Origin of the sequence: Propioniciclava soli, assembly GCF_038502305.1 — a bacterium.
GTDB classification, from domain to species: domain Bacteria; phylum Actinomycetota; class Actinomycetes; order Propionibacteriales; family Propionibacteriaceae; genus Propioniciclava; species Propioniciclava soli.
Genome location: NZ_CP115965.1, coordinates 783,970 through 805,575, shown reverse-complemented (window position 1 = coordinate 805,575; position 21,606 = coordinate 783,970). Strand labels below are relative to the sequence as shown.

Below are 21,606 nucleotides of genomic sequence, written 5' to 3'. Positions count from 1 at the left end.
ACAGTCGCACGGCCGCCCTTCGGCGGTCTTCGCGAAGGGAGGTCAGACGATGGCTGTGACGGAGGAAGCGCGAGCTGCGCGGGACGCGAAGCTCGATGAGCTGCATGAGCGGCTGACTGGCGCGGTCGAGACGCTGGTGTCCGGTGAGGACTGGGTGCGGGCGTTGGAGTTCGCGGCGCGGTTCCGGTCGCGCTCGTTCAACAACACGCTGCTGATCTGGGTCCAGCACGAGGCCGCGTTCGAGGCCGGTAAGGTGCCGACTCCGATGCCGTCGCATGTGGCCGGGTATCGCCAGTGGCAGCAGCTCGGCCGGCAGGTGCAGAAGGGCCAGCAGGGCTACATGATCTTCGCCCCGGTTACCGGCCGGTTTGCCTCATCGAACCCGGCTGATCCGTCGTCGTGGCGCAGGTTGGGGCCGCGGGAGAAGCACAAGGTCAATGAGGTCGTGCGCACCCGGATGGTGGGTGCACGGCCCGCGTACGTGTGGGATGTGACGCAGACCGAGGGCGATCCGATCCCGGAGACGCCCGCGCCGAAGCTGCTGGACGGCGAGGCACCGGCGGGGTTGTGGGACGGCTTGACGGCGCAGGTCGAGGCGCTGGGGTTCGAGGTGCTGCGGGTGTCGGATGCCGGGCAGATCGGCGGCGCGGACGGCCTGACCGATTTCAGGACGCGGCAGGTGTCGGTGCGTACCGATGTGACCGAGGTGAACCAGGTGGCCTCGCTGGTACACGAGCTGGCCCATGCGCTGATGCACGACCCCAAGGACGAGGACGCCCGCCAGCACCGTGGCATCTCCGAGGTGGAAGCCGAGTCCGTGGCGTTGATGATCGGTGCCGCGCACGGGCTGGACACCAGCCGATACACGATCCCGTATGTCGCGGGGTGGGCGTCCTCGGTCAAGGACACCGAGCCAGCGGAGGTCATCAAGGCCACCGGCGAGCGGGTCCGCAAGACGGCGCTGGGCATCCTCGACCAGCTCGACACCTTCTAAGTCTCCAACGGCACCCCGCCCGGCCTCACCCGCGACGCCCCCGTTTCGGAGGCGTCGTCTCGGTCGGCGGCACCATTGCCCGAGCGCCAGCCAGCGGGTGCGTTGGCATTGGCGGGACGGGGGCTGTGATGGCTGGCCCGGATGCGCTGGACGTGCTCGCCAAGGCGGGCCGTGGCTGGCGGCTGCCTCATGCGGCGATACTGCTTGCTGAGGGCGGTGTGCCGGTGTTCCCGTGCGCGCCGGGTGGCAAGACACCGACAACTCGCCACGGTCACTTGGATGCCACGACCGACCGGAGGCAGGTGCGGGAGTGGTGGCGGCGGAGTCCGTGGGCGAATATCGGTATCCCGACCGGTGCCGCGTCGGGCCTGGTCGTGGTCGATGTCGATATGCACGGCCCAGCCAACGGCATGGAAGCGTTCGTCCGCGCCGGCAACGCTGGGCTGGTCAAGGGCTGGGGTCTGCTGGTGGACACCCCGACCGGCGGGCAGCACGCCTACTTCCCGGCCATCCCCGATATAGAGCAACGATCCTGGCAGGCCGGCAGCGCGGGTATCGACTTCCGTGGCGATGGCGGCTACATCGTGGCGCCGCCCTCGGTGCGGATGATCGACGGCATCCCGACCCGCTACAGGATCGTGGTCGAACGCCTCGGCCCGGCATCGCCGGTGGACTCTGCACGCCTGCGGGATTTCCTCGACCCGCGCCCAACCCCGACCCATCACGCCAAGCCCGCTCGGGATCGTGACGGCGCGGATGCGGAGCGGCTTGCCTCGTGGCTGGGCCGGCAGGCGACCGACCGGAACCTGAAACTGTTCTGGGCCTCGTGCCGTCTTGCCGAAGGTGGCGTGCCCGTCTCTGATGCGGTGGATGCGATGGTGAGCACGGCGCAGTCGGACTTCGGCGAGCGGGAAATCACCCGCACCGTCCATAGCGCCTACCGAAGCGTCGGCGCGGGAGCCCGCCAGCGCGAACCCGCCGCCGCGCTTGGCTCATCTGGCGATGGGTTCGCTCGCTGTGATCGCGGACCGCGGGTGTCAGCGTCGCGGGGGTTGTCGTGACCGGGTGGCGGGGCCGGAAGTGGGCGGTCATCACCTCGGTCGTCGGGACCGTGTTCATCGCGGCCGGCGCGTTCTGGCTGTCCTTCACCGCCTTGGCTGATCTGGCCCGCCGGGCCGGCATCGGGGACGGGCAGGCGTGGGCCTGGCCGTTGATCGTCGATGGAGTGATCGTCGTCTCGACGGTCGCTGTGGTCGCGCTCGCGGGTGAGCGGGCGGCCTGGTATCCGTGGACGCTGCTGATCGGCGGTGCCGCGGTGTCGGTGACCGCGAACGCGCTGCACGCGATCGTCGCTGCGGACGCCGACGTACCCGCTGGGCTGGCGGCGGCGGTCGCGGCCGTCCCGCCCGTGGTGCTGCTCGCCTCGACCCATCTGACCGTCGTCCTCATCCGCACCACCACCCAACCCGCGACCGATGCCGCCGAATCGCGCGAGCCGGTCGCGCTCGAAGTCATGCCCACAGAGTCACCGACACCGGAGCTGGCGCGTCTCGTTCCTGCCGAGGTGCCGGATCGTCGGGTGCGGGCGGTTGAGTTGCGGGAGTCGGGGTGGTCGAACAAGAAGATCGCCCGGTCGCTTGATGTGCATCCCTCGACGGTGGGTCGCTGGTTCGCCGGCGCGCACCACGTTGATGAACCCGAGCAACCACGGGCCGTCTTGGAGGGAGCGACACCATGAGCACCGATGACCTGATGCGCGAGCAACCACCCCGCCGCATCGAACCCGAACAGACGCCGAAGCCCGACAACGAGGCAGTCGAGCTGGGGGCGACGCCGGATGCGGTCAAGCAGCAGACGTCTCGCCGCGACGCGGTGCGGGAGCGCATGGATCGGGTGCGCGGCCGGGGCGTGGAGTGGGTGCGCCCGACCGATCTGCTCGTGCGTTCCAGCGGAACGCTGGCGGGGCGTGGGATCGAGTTCAACAGCGAACAGGGCCGCCGGTTCCGCTCGTCCCTGGTGGCGGGGGTGCGGTCGGTGTCGGAGCGGGCGAAGCGGTTGCCGCCGTTGTCGGCGTTCGGTCGTCGCGGCCAGCACGTCGAGGGTCCGGCACGGTCCGGGGTCGGGATGAGGTAACGGGGTGGTGATGAGTCATGGACACCCAGCACGGCGGGGTGACGGTCGCCAGGAGCGACCGGCGCACCTGCCTGCCAGGAGGTGCCCCGATCATGACCACGACCACAACGACGGCGACCGATCCTGCGGGTGAGGACTACACCAGCGGTGAGGGCCTGCGCGCCCTACTGAACCGGCTCCACGACGCCGGCTCCGGAGCGTGGGAGCACGACCCGGTAGCCGCCGAACTGATGAGCTATGCGGCGGAGAAGTACGCGCCGCTGGCGCGCAAGCACGGCCTGGACCCGTGGGAGGCTGTGTCGGCGGCGTTCGACGTGATGCGCACCCGCGCCGCCCGCGAGGCCGACGACCCCTGGGGTGTCGTCACGCACGCGGTAAGGATCACCTGCATCGCCGAAGAGCGCGGCCAAGGGCTGCTGTGCTCGGTGCATCAAGCGCGGCGTCCGCACGTCTCCTGCTTCCACGACCCCGAACGCCTCTCCGAACGCGAGAACACCCTGTCGGATTATCACCCGGCGTTCCACGTCACCGACCCCCACCACCACGACAATGAGCCGGACGCGGATGTGGGTGAGTCGGCGTCGGTGACCGGCGCGGTGGAAGACGCGATCTTGTTGTTCATGCTGCTGGGCTGGCCCGAGGGCACCGCCCGCCCGGCGATCGAGCACGTCTGCGAAGCCCTCGCCCGGATCGGGTCACGCACCGGCACCTATGAGGCGCTGCGCCGCGACCGGCACGCCCGCGCCCTGCTCGATGTCCCCGCCGCCTCGTGGACGGTGCTGCTGCGGGTGCTGCTGGGCCGCGCCACTCCCGGCTACGGGGCGACCGGCGAAGGACGCGGCATCCTGCTGCGGCTGCTGATCGGCGAGGGCCTGCCCGTACTGCTCGGCGATGACGGCCTCGTGGCGACCATCAGCCACACCGCACCCCACACCCGACGCAGGGGGGCGTGATGACCGCCGCGACAGGGCACATCGAACTCGACCGCACCGTCGAGTCAATCCAGGTCGGCCGCCGCCACCGCCGAGACCTCGGTGACCTCGACGCGCTCGCGGCGTCGATCGAGCGGGACGGTCTGCTGCAACCCATCACCATCACCCCGGACGGGCTGCTGGTGTGCGGGGTGCGGCGGCTCGCGGCGATCCGCCAGCTCGGCTGGCGCACCGTCAACGTCTGGGTGCGCTCATCCATCTCGGACAGGTTGGGGCACCTGCTGGCCGAGCAGGACGACAACCAGCTCCACAAGACCCTCTCCCCACTGGAAGCCGCCGGCCTCTACCGCGAAATCAAGGAACTCATGGCCGAGGACGCCGCCCGCCGCGACCAGGCGACGCAGTTCTCGACGGAGAATCAGCCCCGGTGGAACGGGGGTGGAAACTTTCCACCCCCGTTGACCCCGCAGGGCAAGGTCCGCGAGCAGGCCGCCGCGATGATCCCCGGCGCCCCCTCCTACAAGACGATGGACAGGATCGGCTACCTGCAAAACCTCGCCACCGACCCCGCCACCCCCGAACCGCTACAGACCGAAGCGCAGGCCGGGTTGGTGAAGATCGAGGCCGGCGGGCCGGTCGATCCGGTGTATCAGCGCATCCGCGACATCCACCAAGCAGCCGACGACGCTCATCTGCACGACCTGGCCGAACAAGCCCTCGCCCGTGTGGACGCCCAGACGAAGGAGCAGAAGGGCAAGAAGAAGAGGGCGAAGAAGCCTCAGCCGGCCGCACCGGTGGTGCCGGATGCCCGGTATGCGGTGCGGGCGTTCGTGCTGACCTGGACCGAACTCGACTCGTGGTGGCTGCACTACGACCTGGACGAGCTCGCCGCCCAGCTCACCGACGAGCAGGCCGAAGCGTTCTACGCAACCGCCGAAGGCACCCGCCAGTTCGCCACCGACCTCCACGCCGCACGGCAACAAGAAACCGCAACTCCGCACCTGCGCGCACTCTGATTCACGATCCTCGGCTGTTCCCGGCTGGCGGTCGGGGTGCACCTGACGGGCATGAAGACCTTCTCCACTTCGTCGTTTCCGCGCGGTCGCCTGATTGCGCTCATCGCCGCCGGCCTCGTGCTGCTGATCCTCGCCGGCGTCGGCATCTACGGCCTCATCCTCGGCCCCCGCACCACCACCACTCCGACCCAGAAACCCCTGCCGTCTCCGACACACGCGCCGGCGACGCCGGGGCCGTCGTCCCCCCGGCTTCCGTCCGTCCCGCAATCCCCGGACCCAGAGACCTTCGCCCGCAACGTCGCGGAGGCGATCTTCGCCTGGGACACCACCAGCGGCCTCATGCCCCTGGACTACACCGCCGCGATCCTCGATGTCGGCGACCCGTCCGGCACCGAACAAGCCGGCCTCGCCTCCGACCTCGCGACGTACCTGCCGACACGGGAGGCGTGGATCGAGCTGCGCAAGCACGAGACCCGCCAACACCTCACCATCGACCAGGCGGTCGTGCCCGTGGCGTGGGCGGATGCCGTGGCGCAGGCGCAACCCGGGCAGATCGCGCCCGGCACGACGGCGTTCACGATCGAGGGCACCCGGCACCGCGACGGCCTGTGGAACGGCGAGGCCGTGTCCAGCGAGCATCCGGTGTCGTTCACCGTGTTCATCGTCTGCGCCCCGGCCTATCCGACCTGTCACCTGTTGCGGCTGTCCCAGCTCGACAACCCGCTGCGATGAGGACGGGCGTCTCGTGTTCAAGAAGTTCGCTGTTCTCGCGCTTGCCGCGCTGTTCTTCGGCCCGGCGATGCTGCTGCTGACGATCGGGATGCTGATGAACCCCGCCGCCATCGCCGCCTGCACCACCGCCGGATCGCTCTCGGTCGGCAACGTCCCCGACAGCCTCACCGTGACGACCGCGGACGGCTACACCTTCACCCTCAACAAGCGACAGCTCACCCACGCCGCGACGATCATCACGGTCGGCGGCCGGATCGACGGGGTAGGCCGGCCTGGCGTGAAGGTCGCGCTGATGGCGGCGCTCACTGAGTCCACGCTGCGGATGCTCAGCAACACCAGCGCCTACCCCGAGTCCGCGAACTACCCCAACGACGGCAACGGCGGCGACCACGACTCTCTTGGATTGTTCCAGATGCGCCCGCAATCGGGGTGGGGCACCGTCGCCGACCTCATGGACCCGAACTACCAAGCCGCCACGTTCTTCGGCGGCCCGGCCGGCCCGAACTACCCGAGCCCGCGCGGCCTGCTCGACATCCCCGGCTGGGAACAGATGGACCCCGGGGAGGCCGCCCAGTCGGTCGAGGTCAGCGCCTTCCCCGATAGGTACCGCAACTACGCACCCGTGGCTGATGCAATCCTCGACGCCCTCACCCGCACCGGCGGGCGCGGCGGCCCCGTCGTCGGCGTGGCCGAGTCATCCCGGGTGGTGTTCCCGCTACCGGAAGGAACCTGGGTCAAGACCGACGACTTCGGCCCGCGCATCCACCCGATCACCGGACAAGAGTCGTTCCACACCGGCCTCGACCTCGGAGCCGCGGACGGCACCGCGATCCTCGCCGCCGCAGACGGCACGGTGACCGTCGCCGAATACAGCGGCGGCTACGGCGGCCTCATCGTCATCGAGCACACCATCGACGGCCAGACCGTCGCGACCGCCTACGCGCACATGTGGCAGGCCGGCATCCTCGTCCACGCCGGCGACCGCGTGAGCGCCGGGCAACATATCGGCGATGTCGGCTCCTCGGGCATGAGCACGGGCGCGCATCTGCACTTCGAGGTCCGCCCCGGCGGCACCAACGCCGAAGCCATCGACCCGGCCAAGTGGCTCAACGACCACGGCGCGGCAAACCTCCCCGAAGCAGCGACCGGCCCGGCCGCGGGCTGCCAGACCGGTACGGCCGGCGCGCCCACACCGTTGACGGGTGACCCGGATCAGATGGTGGACGACCCCACCAGCAACGGGAAAATCACCGCGCGGCTCGCGCACCTCATGGCCCAGACCAAAGCCGCGTTCCCCGACACCGGCTGGGGCTGCTACTCACCGCGCCCCGGCACCAAGTCGGAGCACCCGCTCGGGCGGGCGTGCGACATCACCTTCGGCAACGCCATCGGCCACTACCCGACACCGGGCCAGTTGGAAGCCGGATGGAAGGTCACCAACTGGATGAAAGACAACGCCGAAGTGCTCGGCGTCGAGTACCTGATCTGGCAAGGCAAAATCTGGTCTCTCGCCCGCGACGATCAGGGGTGGCGGCCCTACAACGGCGGCGGAATGCACGACCCCGGCAACGTCACCGGCGGCCACTACGACCACCTGCACGTCACCGTGAAAGCAGGTGCGTGATGGACGTGTTCCCGGACTTCGACGGCTTGGCGGGGATCGGTGATCTGAAACAGGTCGTCGGTGCGCTGTTCATGTTCGTGCTCATCATCGCCGTGCTCATGCTCATCGTGTCCGCGATCTGCTGGGCGATCGCCGCCGCACACGGCAACTACTCCGCCGCCGCCAAGGGAAGAGTCGGGGTGCTCGTCGCCCTCGGCGCCGCCGTGTTAGCCGGTGGCGGGGTGGCGTGGATGAACTGGCTCATCGCACTCGGCCAACGACTCTGACCCCTTCACCGCCTGGCCCGCCCCTTCCGGGGGCGGGCCTTCGCCATGTCTGGGCGGGGCCGGGTGCTGGTGGGCGGGGTGCACCTGTGGGCAGAAGCAACCCTCAACGTGAATGGAGAACCGTCGTGATCGACATCGACCCCAATGGCACCGGCCTTCCCGGTATCGAACAGCTCCGCACCATCGTCGGTGCCGTGATGACGGTGGGCCTGATCCTGGCCGTCCTGGCCTTGATCGTCTCGGCGGTCGTGTGGGCTTACGGCGCCAACTCCAGCAACCCGCATCTCGCGGGGCGGGGAAAGATCGGCGTCCTCGTTTCTTGCGGCGCGGCGATCATCTGCGGCGCGAGCGTCGCGCTCGTGAACTTCTTCTGGGGCGTCGGTCAAGCCGTCTGAGCGCAGTCCGCGAGGAAGGCAGGTCTTGTCATGGGCATTTGCGATGTCCCGGTGATTTCCACCGTCTGCGACGTGGCCGGCGAAGCCGCCGCCACGCTGGTGTCAGCCCCGTTCGACTGGTTGGCCAGCGCGATGGGCGGTGCGGCCGGGTGGCTGTTCGAGGCCGTCTGGACGGTCTTCGACACCACCACGCTCGTGGACGTGCAGCGGCCCGGTTTCGTGTCGGTGTTCAACCTCGTGTTCGGCATCGCCGTGTTCGTGATGCTGCTGTTCTTCGCACTTCAGCTCATCACCGGCATGATCCGCCGCGACCCCACCGCCCTCACCCGCGCCGCGCTCGGCCTCGGGAAATCCGTGCTCGGTTCCTTCGTGGTCATCACCCTGACCGCGCTGCTGCTGGAAATCACCGACCAGCTCTGCGTCGGCATCATCCAAGCCGCCGGCGAAACCACGGAGACGATGGGCGACAAGATCGCCGCCCTCGTCCTGGCCCTGTCCGGGCTGTCCATCGCCGCACCCGGTGTCGGGGCGATCATCATGATCTTCCTCGCCGGCCTGGCGATCGCATCGGCGGCGATCGTGTGGCTGTCGCTGCTGATCCGCAAGTCGCTGCTGCTCGTGGCAGTCGCCCTGGCTCCGTTGGCGTTCTCCGGGTCGTCGTGGGATGCGGCACGCGGCTGGGTCGGCAAGTGGGCCATGTTCGTCATCGCGCTGATCTTGTCGAAGCTCGTGCTGGTCGTGATCTTCCTCGTGGCGATCACCCAGGTCGCCGCACCCATCGACGTCGACCTGGCCTCGGTGTCCGATCCGTTGTCCGGGATCGTGCTCATGGCCTTGGCGGGGTTCGCCCCGTATCTGACGTATCGGTTCCTCGCGTTCGTCGGCACCGACTACTACGGGCAGGCCGACGCCGAGGACGACGCCAAGCGCGCTCTGAACCGGCCCATTCCCGTTCCCTCGAAGCCGTCCGGTGACGGGCCGAAGAAGGTACTCGACGGCCAAACCAGCGGCAGCGGCGGCGGCGGTTCGGGAGGCGGTGCCGGTGCGCCGCCGAAGCCCACCCCGACCGCTGGAAGCGGCGGCGGTGCAAGTGCTGCCGGCGCGGGAGCTGGCGCGGGTGGGAGTGCCGGTGCCGGGGCCAGCGCCGGAGCAGGGGCGGGGGCGGGTGCTGCGGCGGCGGGTCCGGCTGCTGCGGTCGTGGTCGGTGCGCAGGTCGTGAAGGGTGCCGCGACCGCGGGGCCGAAGGCAGGGACGGCGTTGGCGGGTGAGGCCGAGACGGCCGCCGCCGGCGCCGGACAGGCCAGCGCCCCACCGCCGCCTTCGACGCCGGCGCCGACCGCTCCACCGAGCCCGCGCCCGGCCAGTTCGACCCCGCCCGCGCCCAAGCCGACGAAGGAGTGACCGATGGCCAGTCACGCGAAAGAGACCGCTGCGCCGGGCGAGCTGGTGCCGGTGAAGTTCAGCCGCCTCACCCGTCGGGGCGTCCTGTTGGGGTTGTCGGTCGCTCAGCTCGTCACCCTCGGTATCGGTGGCCTCACCCTGATCGGTGCGTTCTACGCCGGCGGCGGGATGCTGCTCGCCTACACCGCCCCGATCTGGGTGCTCTGCGCCGCGCTGACCTGGATACCTGTCGGCGGGCGCCCGGTCGTGGAGTGGCTGCCGGTCACCTTCTGGTGGCTGTGGCGCGTCACGGGCGGACAACTGCTCTACCGCCGCCGCATCGTCCGGCCCCGGCCCGCCGGCACCCTCGCCCTGCCCGGCGACGCGGCGCGGCTGCGAGAGTTCATCGACCCGGAGACCGGGGCGTGCATGATCCACGACCCCCACGCCGCCACCCTCACGGTCGTGTGCGAAGTGGCCCACCCGGCGTTCGTCTTGTTGGACCCGGGCGAGCAGGAACGCCGCGTCACGACCTGGGGCCGGGCGTTGGCGACGGTGTGCCGCTCGGGCCGGATCGCAACCCTGCAAGTCCTCGAACGCACCCTGCCCGACTCGGGCACGGGGTTGGCGGAGTGGTGGACCACACACCAAGGTGGAGGCAGAGCGGGCGGAGCGGCGGGCCACGACGTATCTGCCGAAGGCCGGCGAACCCGGAGCCGCGATGCTGCGAACGCCGGGCCGGTTCCGGCTCCCACGCCATCAAGACACCAGCGCCGTGTTGTCGGCCCAGTATCCGTTCCTCGCCGAAGGCGGCCTCGGCAGCCAAGGGGTATTCGTCGGGCAGGACATGTATTCCGGCGGATCGTTCGTCTATGACCCGTGGGAGTTGTACCGGCGGGGCATCATCACCGCGCCGAACATGATCCTCGCCGGCATTGTGGGTTCGGGGAAATCATCGCTGGCGAAGTCGCTCTACACGCGGTCGTTGCCGTTCGGTCGCAGGGTCTACATCGCGTGCGACCCCAAGGGCGAGCACACCGCCGTCGCCGAGGCAGTCGGCGGTAAGGCCATCGTTCTCGGCCACGGGCTCCGCACCCGGCTGAACCCGCTCGATGAAGGCCACCGGCCGTCTGGCTTGTCGGATCGGGAGTTGGCCCCCACGTTGGCGTCGCGGCGTCGTGAGTTGCTGGGCGCGCTCGCGGAGACCGTGCTCGGCAGGGACCTGTCGCCGTTGGAGCACACCGCCATCGACACCGCTCTCACCGCGGCGGTGCGGGACGCTGAGGTGCCGATCCTGCCGATGGTCGTGGATCGCCTCCTCACCCCATCTGCCGACGAGGATCGGCGGTTGGCCGAAGACGGGCGGCTGGTCGCGCACGCGCTTCGTCGGCTCGTCGGTGGCGACCTCGCTGGTTTGTTCGATGGCCCCTCGACGGTGAAGTTTGATCCGTCGTTGCCGATGGTGAGTCTCGACCTCAGCCGGGTGGCGGAGAACGCCGCGTTGTTGTCGGTGTTGATGACCTGCGCGTCGGCGTGGATGGAAGCGGCGCTGATGGACCCCGATGGCGGGAAACGCTGGATGATCTACGACGAAGCCTGGAGGCTCATGGCCCACCCCGCCCTGCTGCGCCGCATGGACGCGCAATGGCGGCTCGCCCGCCACTACGGGCTGGCGAACATGCTCGTCTTCCACAAGTTGAGCGACCTCGACAACGTGGGCGATCAAGGCTCGGCCATGCGCTCATTGGCGAACAGCCTGCTCGCCAACGCCGAGACCAGGGTGATCTACCGGCAGGAGTCTGACCAGCTCTCCCTGACCGCCAAGACCCTCGGCCTGACCGGCACCGAACAGCACCTCTTGCCTGGCCTAGGTACCGGTCAAGGGCTGTGGAGGATCAAAGAGCGTTCCTTTGTCGTGCAGCATCAGATGCATCCTGACGAGTTGGCCTTGTTCGACACCACGACCCGGATGATCTAGCGATTCGGCGGGTGCACCTGCCGGGCATGAAGCGAAGCGAACCCGACCAGCCTGTCAGCATTCCGACCGTCGTTCTCACTGTGCATGAGGACGGCATTCTGACTGCCACCCTCGACGGCGCACCCTTGACGCCGCCTCAGTGGGCGCCGCCGTGGCGGCGCGAGTCGTTCCCGCAGATCATCGACCAGGCCAGCAACGACCGCACCCGACCCATCCGCGTCGAGGTCCGCGAAGCAGACGGCTCGGTATTCACCGACCTCATCACCGCACGACCCCGCCGTGCCCCCCCCGAACCCGAGCTGGCCGTCGAGGCGAAGCCCACGCCGGGCCTGCCGGTGTTCCATCAGGTTGAGGGCGACGGGTTCGTGCCCGGTGAGGATGTCGCGGTCGCGGTCATCACCGGCCACACCGACGCCGCGCACACCGGCACCGCCCGAGCCCTCATCGACCCCGCCAACCCGATCCCAGATCAGGCGGCGGGGCGGGTCGAGGTGCTGCTGCTCGGGCGCATCTCGGGCGCGGCGGTGATCCGGCGGCTGCCATGACCGAGGGACGGCAGACCGGATCGTTCGGGGACGAGCTGACCAACGCCGCCATGATCGGCCTGGTCGCCCTCTTCGGGGTCGCGCTCGTCCTCCGCGCCGCCGGCACCATCACCGCCTGGCTCACCGGCACCACTCAGCCCGAAGGCGGGCTCGCGGCAGGGGTCGGGGTGCTGTTCCATCCCGGCGACCCCGGCGCCGCGCTCGATGCGGACGGCCTGAACCCGGTCGTCTACTGGGTCGTCACCGGCGCCATGCTCGCGCTCCTTGTCGCGCTGGTGGTGTTCGTGTGGGTACGGGTGCGGCGCTTCACGCATCGGGCCGAGCAAGACCCGCGGCGGATGGCCGGGATCGCGACCCGCTACGAAGTCTCCGCCGCGGCGTCGGAGAAGGCGCTGCTGCGCCGGGCCGGGAACCTGCGCCCCGGCCTGACCGACCCGAAGCCGCACGATGTCGGCTACCGGCTCGGCGCGTCGAGAGGGGTGGGGGTGTGGGCGTCGGTGGAGGACTCGATCATGGTCATCGGCCCGCCCCGCTCCGGCAAGGGTCTGCACCTGGTGATCCCGGCGATCCTCGATGCACCCGGCGCCGTCGTCGTCACGAGCACCCGGCCCGACAACCTGACCGCGACCATGCGCGCCCGACGCCGCATCGGACCGGTTGCGATCTTCGACCCCCAGCACTTGGCCGAGGGACTGCCCGCCGGGCTGCGGTGGTCACCGATCCGGGGGTGCGAGTCGCCGCAGACCGCGATGATCCGCGCCACCGGCCTCGCCGCCGGCACCGGCCTCTCTGCGGGCGGGGTCGATTCCGGCGGGTTCTGGGAAGGCAAGACCCGCGCCGCCTTGCAGGCGCTGTTGCACGCGGCTGCGATCGACAACCGGCCACCCGCCGAGCTGTTCCGCTGGACCCTCGACCCGACCGCCGCCGCGGATGCGGTGGCGATCCTGACTGGCTCCACCCGTGCCGCGACCGGGTGGGCTGAGTCGTTGGAGGCGATGATCGACTCCGACCCCCGCACCCGCGACTCGATCTGGCAAGGCGTCTCCCTCGCCCTCGGCTCACTGGCCGACCCGCGCGTGCTCGATGCCGTGTCGCCAGCCGAGGGCGAGGGCTTCGACCCCGAGGCGTTCATCCGGGACAAGGGCACGCTGTTCTTGCTGGCTACCGGATCGGGTGCCGGAGCGTCCGCTGCTCTGGTGGCGGCGTTGGCGGAAGACCTGATCGAGACTGCCCGCCGTCTCGCCGCACGCTCGCCCGGTGCGCGTCTCGATCCGCCGATGCTGCTGGCGCTGGACGAGATAGCCAACCTCTTACCCCTCCCGTCGTTGCCTACGCTGATGGCCGAAGGCGGCGGGTCGGGCATCACGACCATGCCGGTGTTGCAGTCGCTCGCGCAGGCGCGGGACAAGTGGAACGAGCACCAAGCCAACGCGATCTGGGACGCCAGCATCGTGAAAGTCATCCTCGGTGGCGCGTCGAACTCCCGCGATCTGCAAGACCTCTCCGCCCTGGTCGGGGAACGCGACGAATACACCGACTCCGTGACGCTGGGCGATCACGGCACCCGCTCCAACCAAAGGTCCGTGCGCCGTGTCCCGATCTTCCCACCCGACCGCATCCGCCGACTGCCCTTCGGCACCGGAGTCGTGCTGCTGCGCTCCGCGCCACCCATCGTCACCGACCTGCACCCGTGGCCCAGCCGCTCAGACGCAGGGCAACTCGCCAGCGACCGCAAGGAGATCGAAGCACTCCTGCGCCGCACCGACTCCTGACTCGGAGACGGTCGCGCACCTTCCCGCCACAGCGGCCCTAGCAAGACGGGCCGCGTGAGCAGATAGGAGCACTCCGATGTCGATCCAGACTCAGCAGGCCGTGTCCGGGTTCGTCGCCTCCGAGCCGCAGTTGAGCTTCACCGAGAAGGGTGACGCACGGCTCTACATGAAGTTCGGGCTGGAGCACTACCGGCGCGAGGCCGACAACTCGTTCACCAAGCTGGAGACCACCTTCCACGACCTGATCGCGTTCAAGGCCGCCGCCGAGTTCGGGCACCAGAAGCTCGCCAAGGGCGACAACTTCATCGCCGACGGGCGCGTGCGCGAATACTCCTACGAACGCGACGGCCAGCGGCACGAAGGCGAAGAGTTCATCGCGACCCGCCTGGGTCACGACCTGGCCCGCACCCGCTACGAGGTCGACCGCACGCCCCGACGCAACGCCACCGAGCAGGCGGCGCCCGCGCGGGAAGTCTCGGCGTTCACCAGCCCGGAACCGAGCCGACCGGCCGCCGCGCCGGCGATCGGAATATGAGGGTCGAGATGAGCCCCATCGACACCCCCACGCCGGGACCGGAGATGCCGGACGACTTCGATGACCGTCCGGCGTTCGATCCGGGCAACGACCTGCCGGGACCGCCGAAGCCGATCAACTGGAACCTACTGTTGGCCGGCGACCTGGAAGCCGAGCTGCTGGAACTGAACCGCTGGGTCGATTGGCTGCGCCACGCCTACGGCCTTCCGGCCAGCGTGATCCCGCCGATGTGGCACCGCCACCCCGAACTGCTCTGGGAACTGTCCGCGCTGCACCTGCACTGGCTATGCGCCTACGACCCCGAGCAGAACGGCTCCGCGCCGCTGGGCTGGCACCGCGACTTCGCCGACGCCCGCCAGCGCCTCCGCGACTGGGTAGCCACCAGCGGCACCCGCCTGGACCGCGACCGACCCACACGGCAGACCACCTGGCCCGGCGAGGCACCGGCCGAGCCGGTCGAAGAGGTGCCGATCACCGACCGCGACGAAGACTTCGTGCGCTACGTCCTCGATGAAGTCGCCACCCGACAGGCCGCCGAAGACGCCTTCTTCGCCGGTGTCGATCCGATGACAGGGGAAGTTCAGTGAGCAAGCCCCGCAAGTCCCCGCCGGCGCGGATGCGCACGTACCGTGTCGAGGCTGAACCGCGCGCGACGCCCGATCTGCACAAGCTCGCGCAACTGTTCATCGGCATGGCCTTCGCCCGCGCCGACGCCGAGCGCGCCAACCAGCAGACACCACCGCCGAACCCTCGGCACAAGGCCGCCGACGAGGTAGAGTCGTAGACGTACCAAGCCAGCGGTCACACTCCGGTGTGGCCGTGGTGCGCAAGTCCTGTTCAGCCTTCGAGGCTTACCCAGGACGCTCCGCACGGAGCGTTCCGGGTCGTGTTTTCCAACGAGTCGCACCGCGCGAGCGGTCGCCGCCGCTCGTGTTGGCCCCACCTGTTGGGGAAGGAAACACGACCCATGACCATCACCCAAGTCGCACCGCCGGCCGTACTCGCCTATGTCGGCGAGACAACCTGCCTGGCGGTGTCCTACCTGCGCGTCTCCACCAAGGAACAAGCCGAACGCGGCGGCCGAGACGAAGGCTTCTCGATCCCCGCCCAACGTGAAGCGAACCTCCGCAAAGCACGGGAACTCGACGCGATCATCACTGAAGAGTTCGTCGATGCCGGAGAGTCCGCCCGCAAGGCCGACCGACCCGAGCTGATGCGGATGATCGAGTACGTCAAGACCCACCAGGTCGCCTACTGCATCGTCCACAAGGTCGACCGACTCGCCCGCAACCGCGCCGACGACGTGGCGATTCACCTGGCCTTGAAAGAGGCCGGGGTCATGCTCGTCTCGGCCACGGAGAACATTGACGAGACGCCAAGCGGGATGCTGCTGCACGGCATCATGTCCACCATCGCGGAGTTCTACTCCCGCAACCTCGCCAACGAGGTCGCCAAGGGCATGAACCAGAAGGCACTCACCGGCGGCACCAACGGCAAGGCACCCATCGGCTACCTCAACGTCCGCAAGCGCGACGAGCTGGGCCGCGAAATGCGGGTGGTCGAGCCCGACCCCGACCGTGCCGCGCTGGTCAAGTGGGCGTTCGAGGCCTACGCCACCGGGAACTACTCGACCATCACCCTGCACGAAGAACTGATCGACCGCGGCCTGACGAGCGTACCCACACCGAAACGGCCATCGAAGGCCCCGGCGCTGTCCACGATCCAGAAAATGCTCACCAACCCCTACTACAAGGGACAGGTCAGCTTCCGGGGCGCCACCTACGACGGGCTGCACGAACCGCTGGTCGCCACCGAAGTCTGGTACCGGGTGCAGGCCGTCCTCACCGCGCACCAGACCTCCGGGGAGAAGACCCAAGCCCACGACCACTACCTCAAAGGCAGCATCTTCTGCGGAGAGTGCGGCTCCCGGCTGATCCTGTCCAACGCCCGCAGCAGCCAAGGAGTGATCTACCCCTACTTCCTGTGCGCAGGCCGGCACTCCAAGCGCACCACCTGCGAACGCAAGTCCATGTTCGTGCCCGACATCGAAGCCGCCGTCGAGGACTACTACCTTCGCGTGCAGATACCCAGCCACATCATCACCGCGCTCCGCGAGCTGGTCACCGGAGAGTTCGACCGACTCCACGCCACCGCCCGCCACGAGCGCCACGCCTACACCGCCGAACGCGACGGCCTGCGCGACGAGCGCAAGAAGCTGCTCCAAGCCCACTACGCCGGCATGATCCCGCTCGACCTGCTCGGCGAGGAACAAGAACGCATCGCCCGACGCCTCGCGTTCCTCGACGCCCAGATCAACGCCGGCGACATCGAGTACGACCAAGCCAAAGCCCACCTCGAAGACTGCCTCGCCCTCGCCGGTGACTGCCACGCGATCTACATGAGCATTGACGACTCACTACGCCGCCTGGCCAACCAAGCCTTCTTCGACAAGCTCATCGTCATGCCCGACGACACCGTGGACGGACAGCCCGGCGAGCCGTTCAACATCCTGTTCAACCCGGACGTCCAGCGCGCCGCGCTCGCTCGACAGCAGGGCGCGGCGGAGTCTGGACCTCAAACCGGGAATGTCGTCGGTTTGAACAACGGCGATCTGGTGGGCCCACTGGGGATCGAACCCAGAACCCGCGGATTAAAAGTCCGCTGCTCTGCCAGTTGAGCTATAGGCCCTCGCCGGTGAGTCTATCCAGCCGCGCCGGAGCCTCGTGACGGCCGGCGCCGGCCCCGACCACCTCGGGTGGCCCGTGGGAAGCAGCCACCGCCACGTGACCGGACGGCGCCCCGCAGGCGACACCTAGGCTTGGCCGGGTGATTCCTCCCTGGTGGGGCATACCGGTGATCCTTGTCGTCGGGATCGCCGTGGTCTGGTTCGGCTGGTGGCACGACCGCCGGCGGGCCCGCCACGCCGCGACGGCGCTGCGCGAACCGCCCCCCCGCCCGACCCCCCGGTTGGACGACTCCCCCCAGCCCACCTACACCACCGAGGACGACCTCCGCGCCGGAGCCGTCCACCCCAAGGCCGACCCCGCTCTGATCGCGCGTCGGCCCGGCTCCCCCACGCTGCCGGCCGGCACCCACGGCGCGTTCCTGGACGCCTCGGGTCTCGCGACGCGGCGCGACCCGGTCGTCCTCGTCACCGACGCCCCCATCACCGAGGACCACCAGCTGCTCAGCCTGCTCCAGCGCGCCCGCCGGGGCGCCCGCCCGCTCGTGGTCGTCGCCCCCGCCTTCTCCCCCGACGCCCTCGGCACCCTGCTCGCCAACGCCCTCTCCGGGCGCATCGCGTCGCTACCCGTGACCCTCACCGACGCCGACGAACGCCTCCGGGCCGCGACCCTCACGGGCGGACACGTCGTGGACGCCGACGACCTCGCGTCCGGCTTCCTGCCGCCCCACGTCTGGGGCACATGCCACGGCTGGGTGAGCGACGCGACCACGTCCTGGGTCGTCCGCGCCGCCTGAGAATCGACCCAGAAACTCTCACCCGCTCCTCCAGACTGGCCTCCCGCAAGCGCTCACTGCTGCGTCCAGGCCTTGAAAATCTCAGGAAAGCATCGTCTACTACTGGTGGCACCCGTTCGACACGGGCGGACTTCCCCGGTGCCTCCCCCGCCAGCGACGACGAAAGTTCCCCCCGTGACCAACGCCCTTCGCCTCCTCAACCGCACCGCCTGCGGCGCCGCCACCCTCGCGCTCTTCAGCGTCGGCGGCCTCGTGCTCGCCAACCCCGCGGCCGGTTCGTCACCCATGACGGCCACCACCGCGGTCAATCTTCGCTCCGGCCCCGGCACCGCCAATCCCGTCCGGTCAGTCCTGGCCGCCAACGAGACGGTCACCGCCACCGGCTCCACCTCCGGCGGCTGGTACGAGGTGACCACCAAGGCAGGCGTCACCGGCTGGGTGTCCCAGAACTTCCTGCGCGCCGCGTCCGCCTCCACCGCTGCCACGAGCAACGCCGTCGCCCTGGCCGCCACGTCGGCGTCCGCCACCGGTGAGGCCACCACGACGGCCGCGGTCAACGTCCGCAGCGGCCCGGGCACGGGCCACGGCGTCATCGGCGTGGCCCCCCGGGGCACCACGCTCGGCACCACCGGCACGACCAGCGGCGGCTGGACGCAGGTCGTCTGGCAGGGGTCGGCCGCGTGGATCTCCACGAACTACCTCAGCGCCTCCCCCGTCACCTCCACGCCGGCGGCCGGCCAGGTGCGGACGACCGCCAACCTCTACCTGCGCAGCGCCGGCAACGCCTCGGCGTCGTGGGACACGGTGCTCCCCAAGGGCTCGGTGGTCGACACCGCGGGGGCCACCACCGCGACCTACACCGAGGTGATCGTCGGCGGCCAGAACCGCTGGATCGCCACGCGCTACACCGTGGCCGTCACAGCCGCCGCGCCGGTCGCCCCCGCCCCGCCGGCCGCCAACGGCACGGTGTACGTGACGGTCAACTCCCTCAACGTGCGCGCCACCTCGGCCGCGGACGGCGCGGTGGTCGGCTCCGTCTCGCGCGGCACCGCGCTGCCCACCACCGGGAACACCGCCAACAACCGCACCGAGATCATCCACCAGGGCGTCGCCCGCTGGGTCTACAGCCCGTACGTGTCCGCAACGGCACCGGACGCCTCCGGCGGTGGGGGCGGGGCGACCGGCGTGGCCATCACCGGCTACGACAAGCTGACGCCGAGCGCCAAGCGCATCGTCGATCACGTCGTCGCCAACCACCCGCAGATCCGCTCGATCGGCGGCTGGCGCGCCTCGTCCAGCTACTCCTCCGACCACCCGAACGGCCGCGCGGTCGACCTCATGATCCCCAACTGGCAGTCGTCGGCCAACGCGGAGATGGGTTGGGAGCTGGCCCGCTTCTTCGCCGACAACGCCGCGACGTTCAACGTCAGCTACATCATCTACCGCCAGCAGAGCTGGAACGCGTCCTACCCCGACCGCGGCTGGCGCGGCATGGAGGACCGCGGTTCGGCCACGGCCAACCACTTCGACCACGTGCACATCTCAGTGCGGTCCTGACCCGGCTTCCGGGCCGAACCCTCGGCGCCGGTCAGCCCACTGGCGCCAGCGTGCCCGCGAACGCCTCGAGCGCCTCGTAGGGCAGGTCGGCGCTGACGACGACCACGGAGTCGTCAGCGCGGACCAGCGACCGCGTCCGCCCGTCGTCCGACAGGTACCGTGTCCACGCCTGCCCGCTCACGACGGACTCCCCGTCAGGCGTGCCCTCGCGGGTGCGCTCCTCGACGAAGAGCTCCGGGGCGGCGGCGCGCTGGTCGAGCCCGATGTAGCGGTCGTCCGGGGTCAGGAACGCCAGCGACCACGTGTCCCCCACCACCGCCTCGGCCCGCCCGGCCGTGCCCGCCGGCAGCCAGGACGCCTGCGTGCAGCGCCAGCCCTCCGGCAGGTTCGTCGGCGCCCAGATCGTGAAGGCGGACGCCTCCGCCGCCCGCTCAGCGACGGGCTCGTAGGCCACCACCGGGATCGGCGGCTCCGGGTTGCGCGTGAACACCAGCGAGATGAGCACCACCGGCACGAGCAGCACCAGCAGCGCCACCACCATGCTCATACCGGTGGCGTTGGCGCGGGCGTTGCCGGCCGCGCGGGCGCGGGGGTTGGAAGCCATGGGGTGCATCCTGCCACGCCCACCCCAGACGCCCCTCGCACGGTCGGCGGGCCGAACCGAACAGCCCGCCCGACAGCCGCCGGGGCGTGACCTCAGAAGGCGATGTCCTCCAGCAGGTCGGTCACCAGCGCGGCGATCGGCGACCGCTCCGAACGGGTGAGCGTCACGTGGCCGAACAGCGGGTTGCCCTTGAGCTTCTCGACCACGGCGGCGATGCCGTCGTGGCGTCCGACCCGCAGGTTGTCGCGCTGGGCGACGTCGTGGGTGAGGACGACGCGGCTGTTCTGCCCGATGCGCGACAGCACGGTGAGCAACACGTTGCGCTCCAGCGACTGCGCCTCGTCGACAATCACGAACGCGTTGTGCAGCGAGCGGCCGCGGATGTGGGTGAGCGGCAGCACCTCGAGCATCTCGCGGGAGACGATCTCGTCCACCACGTTGCGGTGCACCACCGAACCCAGGGTGTCGAAGACCGCCTGGCCCCAGGGCGACATCTTCTCCCCCTCCGAGCCGGGCAGGAAGCCGAGCTCCTGGCCGCCGACGGCATACAGCGGGCGGAACACGATGACCTTCTCGTGCAGCCCCCGCTCCATCACGGCCTCCAGCCCGGCCGCCAGCGCCAGCGCCGACTTGCCGGTGCCGGCGCGTCCACCCAGCGACACGATGCCCACGGCGTCGTCGGAGAGCAGATCCAACGCCACCCGCTGCTCGGCGGAGCGGCCGTGCAGCCCGAAGACGTCGCGGTCGGCCTTGATCAGGCGCAGGACGCGGTCGGCGCCGACGCGTCCAAGCGCGGTCGACCCACCCCCGCGCGCGACGACGCCGGTGTGGCAGGGCAGGGAGGCGAGCGCCGGCGTCCGCACCGAGCCGTGGTCGTACAGCTCGTCCATCTCGGCGGCGGCCAGCTCCAGCTCGGTCATGCCCGTCCAGCCCACCTCGGGCGGCAGCTCGTGGCGGTACTCCTCCGCGGCGAGGCCCACGGCGGCGGCCTTGACGCGCAGCGGGAGGTCCTTGGTGACGAGCACCACGTCGCGGCCCTCCCGGGCGAAGTTGGCGGCGACGGCGAGGATGCGGCTGTCGTTGTCCCCCAGCCGGAACCCGGGCGGCAGCACCTCCGGATCGGTGTGGTTCAACTCCACGTGCAGGACGCCCCCGGCGTCGTTGACCGGCACGGGCGCGTCGAGGCGTCCGTAGGTGATGCGCAGGTCGTCGAGGAAGCGCAGGGCCTTGCGGGCGAACCAGCCGAGCTCGGGGTGGTGGCGCTTGCCCTCCAGCTCGGTGATGACGACGAGCGGAACGACGACGGCGTGTTCGGCGAAGTACATCAGCGCGTTGGGGTCCGACAGCAACACCGAGGTGTCGATGACGTGGGTCCTCACCCGGGTGGCGGTGGCGCTGCTGGTTGTGGGCTGCGTGGCGATGTCGGTCACGTGCGTCCTTCTGCTCAGGGCCGCGACGGACCACCCGCCCGGCCACACCAGATCGGTCAGCCGAGAGCGCCCCGCGGGGGAAGCACAGTCATGGGTCCCCTCTCGTCGGATCCCCCGGTGTTCGGGAGGTCCTGCCCCGACAGTAGGCGTCGCCCCGGCGCGGCGGACGCCGACACGCGCGGGTTCGATCGGAGTTCACGTGCGCGTCACCCGCACCGTGCCGGGCGATCCGG

General features: G+C 69.9%; 21 protein-coding genes, 1 tRNA gene and 1 pseudogene. 20 read left to right on the top strand and 3 right to left on the bottom strand.

The features are described 5' to 3' along the window. The first annotated feature begins 49 nt into the window (after positions 1-49). The 18 genes and pseudogenes from PCC79_RS03630 to PCC79_RS03545 form a co-directional block, all read left to right on the top strand. Positions 50-994: an ArdC-like ssDNA-binding domain-containing protein gene (locus PCC79_RS03630; protein WP_342373035.1), complete on the top strand. Its 945-nt coding sequence runs from the start codon at positions 50-52 to the stop codon at positions 992-994. A gap of 128 nt (positions 995-1,122) precedes the next feature. Next, positions 1,123-2,055: a bifunctional DNA primase/polymerase gene (locus tag PCC79_RS03625; RefSeq protein ID WP_342373033.1), complete on the top strand. Its 933-nt coding sequence runs from the start codon at positions 1,123-1,125 to the stop codon at positions 2,053-2,055. Then, positions 2,052-2,732 carry a DUF2637 domain-containing protein gene (locus tag PCC79_RS03620; RefSeq protein WP_342373032.1) on the top strand — a complete coding sequence of 227 codons (681 nt, stop codon included), beginning with the start codon at positions 2,052-2,054 and terminating at the stop codon, positions 2,730-2,732. The genes PCC79_RS03625 and PCC79_RS03620 overlap by 4 nt, the downstream gene beginning before the upstream one ends. After that, positions 2,729-3,127 carry a hypothetical protein gene (locus PCC79_RS03615; RefSeq protein WP_342373031.1) on the top strand — a complete coding sequence of 133 codons (399 nt, stop codon included), beginning with the start codon at positions 2,729-2,731 and terminating at the stop codon, positions 3,125-3,127. Before PCC79_RS03620 ends, PCC79_RS03615 begins: the two co-directional genes overlap by 4 nt. 92 nt (positions 3,128-3,219) lie before the next feature. Continuing rightward, complete coding sequence (locus PCC79_RS03610; protein ID WP_342373030.1) at positions 3,220-4,080, top strand: hypothetical protein; 861 nt, start codon at positions 3,220-3,222, stop codon at positions 4,078-4,080. Beyond that, on the top strand, positions 4,080-5,075 hold the full coding sequence (locus PCC79_RS03605) for a ParB N-terminal domain-containing protein (protein ID WP_342373029.1): 996 nt from the start codon (positions 4,080-4,082) through the stop codon (positions 5,073-5,075). Before PCC79_RS03610 ends, PCC79_RS03605 begins: the two co-directional genes overlap by 1 nt. 51 nt (positions 5,076-5,126) lie before the next feature. Beyond that, a complete protein-coding gene (locus PCC79_RS03600; protein WP_342373028.1) occupies positions 5,127-5,807 on the top strand; it encodes a hypothetical protein in 681 nt (226 codons plus the stop codon). 13 nt (positions 5,808-5,820) lie between these two features. Further along, positions 5,821-7,431 carry a M23 family metallopeptidase gene (locus PCC79_RS03595; RefSeq protein ID WP_342373027.1) on the top strand — a complete coding sequence of 537 codons (1,611 nt, stop codon included), beginning with the start codon at positions 5,821-5,823 and terminating at the stop codon, positions 7,429-7,431. Continuing rightward, complete coding sequence (locus tag PCC79_RS03590; protein WP_342373026.1) at positions 7,431-7,697, top strand: DUF6112 family protein; 267 nt, start codon at positions 7,431-7,433, stop codon at positions 7,695-7,697. Before PCC79_RS03595 ends, PCC79_RS03590 begins: the two co-directional genes overlap by 1 nt. A 125-nt stretch (positions 7,698-7,822) precedes the next feature. Next, complete coding sequence (locus tag PCC79_RS03585) at positions 7,823-8,092, top strand: DUF6112 family protein (RefSeq protein WP_342373025.1); 270 nt, start codon at positions 7,823-7,825, stop codon at positions 8,090-8,092. 51 nt (positions 8,093-8,143) lie between these two features. Further along, entirely contained in the window at positions 8,144-9,493 is a 1,350-nt protein-coding gene (locus PCC79_RS03580; RefSeq protein ID WP_342373024.1) for a conjugal transfer protein TrbL, read from the top strand. 3 nt (positions 9,494-9,496) lie between these two features. Continuing rightward, positions 9,497-10,348, top strand: a complete 852-nt coding sequence (locus PCC79_RS03575; RefSeq protein ID WP_425325652.1) for an SCO6880 family protein — start codon at positions 9,497-9,499, stop codon at positions 10,346-10,348. Further along, positions 10,248-11,450 carry an ATP-binding protein gene (locus PCC79_RS03570; RefSeq protein ID WP_342373023.1) on the top strand — a complete coding sequence of 401 codons (1,203 nt, stop codon included), beginning with the start codon at positions 10,248-10,250 and terminating at the stop codon, positions 11,448-11,450. Before PCC79_RS03575 ends, PCC79_RS03570 begins: the two co-directional genes overlap by 101 nt. Positions 11,451-11,461: 11 nt before the next feature. After that, positions 11,462-11,995, top strand: coding sequence for a hypothetical protein (locus PCC79_RS03565; protein ID WP_342373022.1), 534 nt, complete (start codon positions 11,462-11,464; stop codon positions 11,993-11,995). After that, positions 11,992-13,767: a TraM recognition domain-containing protein gene (locus tag PCC79_RS03560; protein ID WP_342373021.1), complete on the top strand. Its 1,776-nt coding sequence runs from the start codon at positions 11,992-11,994 to the stop codon at positions 13,765-13,767. The genes PCC79_RS03565 and PCC79_RS03560 overlap by 4 nt, the downstream gene beginning before the upstream one ends. Positions 13,768-13,843: 76 nt before the next feature. Further along, entirely contained in the window at positions 13,844-14,302 is a 459-nt protein-coding gene (locus PCC79_RS03555) for a single-stranded DNA-binding protein (protein WP_342373020.1), read from the top strand. 8 nt (positions 14,303-14,310) lie between these two features. Beyond that, entirely contained in the window at positions 14,311-14,889 is a 579-nt protein-coding gene (locus PCC79_RS03550) for a hypothetical protein (protein ID WP_425325651.1), read from the top strand. A gap of 380 nt (positions 14,890-15,269) precedes the next feature. Further along, positions 15,270-16,313 (top strand): annotated as a pseudogene (locus tag PCC79_RS03545) (recombinase family protein); the annotation flags it as partial. Between the two features lie 601 nt (positions 16,314-16,914). On the opposite strand, the gene PCC79_RS03540 reads toward PCC79_RS03545, so the two are convergent. Further along, positions 16,915-16,990: transfer RNA gene (locus PCC79_RS03540), tRNA-Lys, on the bottom strand. A 138-nt stretch (positions 16,991-17,128) separates the two neighbouring features. Here PCC79_RS03540 and PCC79_RS03535 point away from each other — a divergent pair. Continuing rightward, positions 17,129-17,782 carry a hypothetical protein gene (locus tag PCC79_RS03535; RefSeq protein ID WP_342373019.1) on the top strand — a complete coding sequence of 218 codons (654 nt, stop codon included), beginning with the start codon at positions 17,129-17,131 and terminating at the stop codon, positions 17,780-17,782. Positions 17,783-17,956: 174 nt separating this feature from the next. Next, positions 17,957-19,339 carry an SH3 domain-containing protein gene (locus PCC79_RS03530; protein ID WP_342373018.1) on the top strand — a complete coding sequence of 461 codons (1,383 nt, stop codon included), beginning with the start codon at positions 17,957-17,959 and terminating at the stop codon, positions 19,337-19,339. Between the two features lie 31 nt (positions 19,340-19,370). Here PCC79_RS03530 and PCC79_RS03525 read toward each other — a convergent pair whose 3' ends face one another. Continuing rightward, positions 19,371-19,943 carry a DUF4245 domain-containing protein gene (locus tag PCC79_RS03525; protein ID WP_342373017.1) on the bottom strand — a complete coding sequence of 191 codons (573 nt, stop codon included), beginning with the start codon at positions 19,941-19,943 and terminating at the stop codon, positions 19,371-19,373. 92 nt (positions 19,944-20,035) lie between these two features. Continuing rightward, on the bottom strand, positions 20,036-21,373 hold the full coding sequence (locus PCC79_RS03520; RefSeq protein WP_342373016.1) for a PhoH family protein: 1,338 nt from the start codon (positions 21,371-21,373) through the stop codon (positions 20,036-20,038). Positions 21,374-21,606 lie beyond the last annotated feature (233 nt).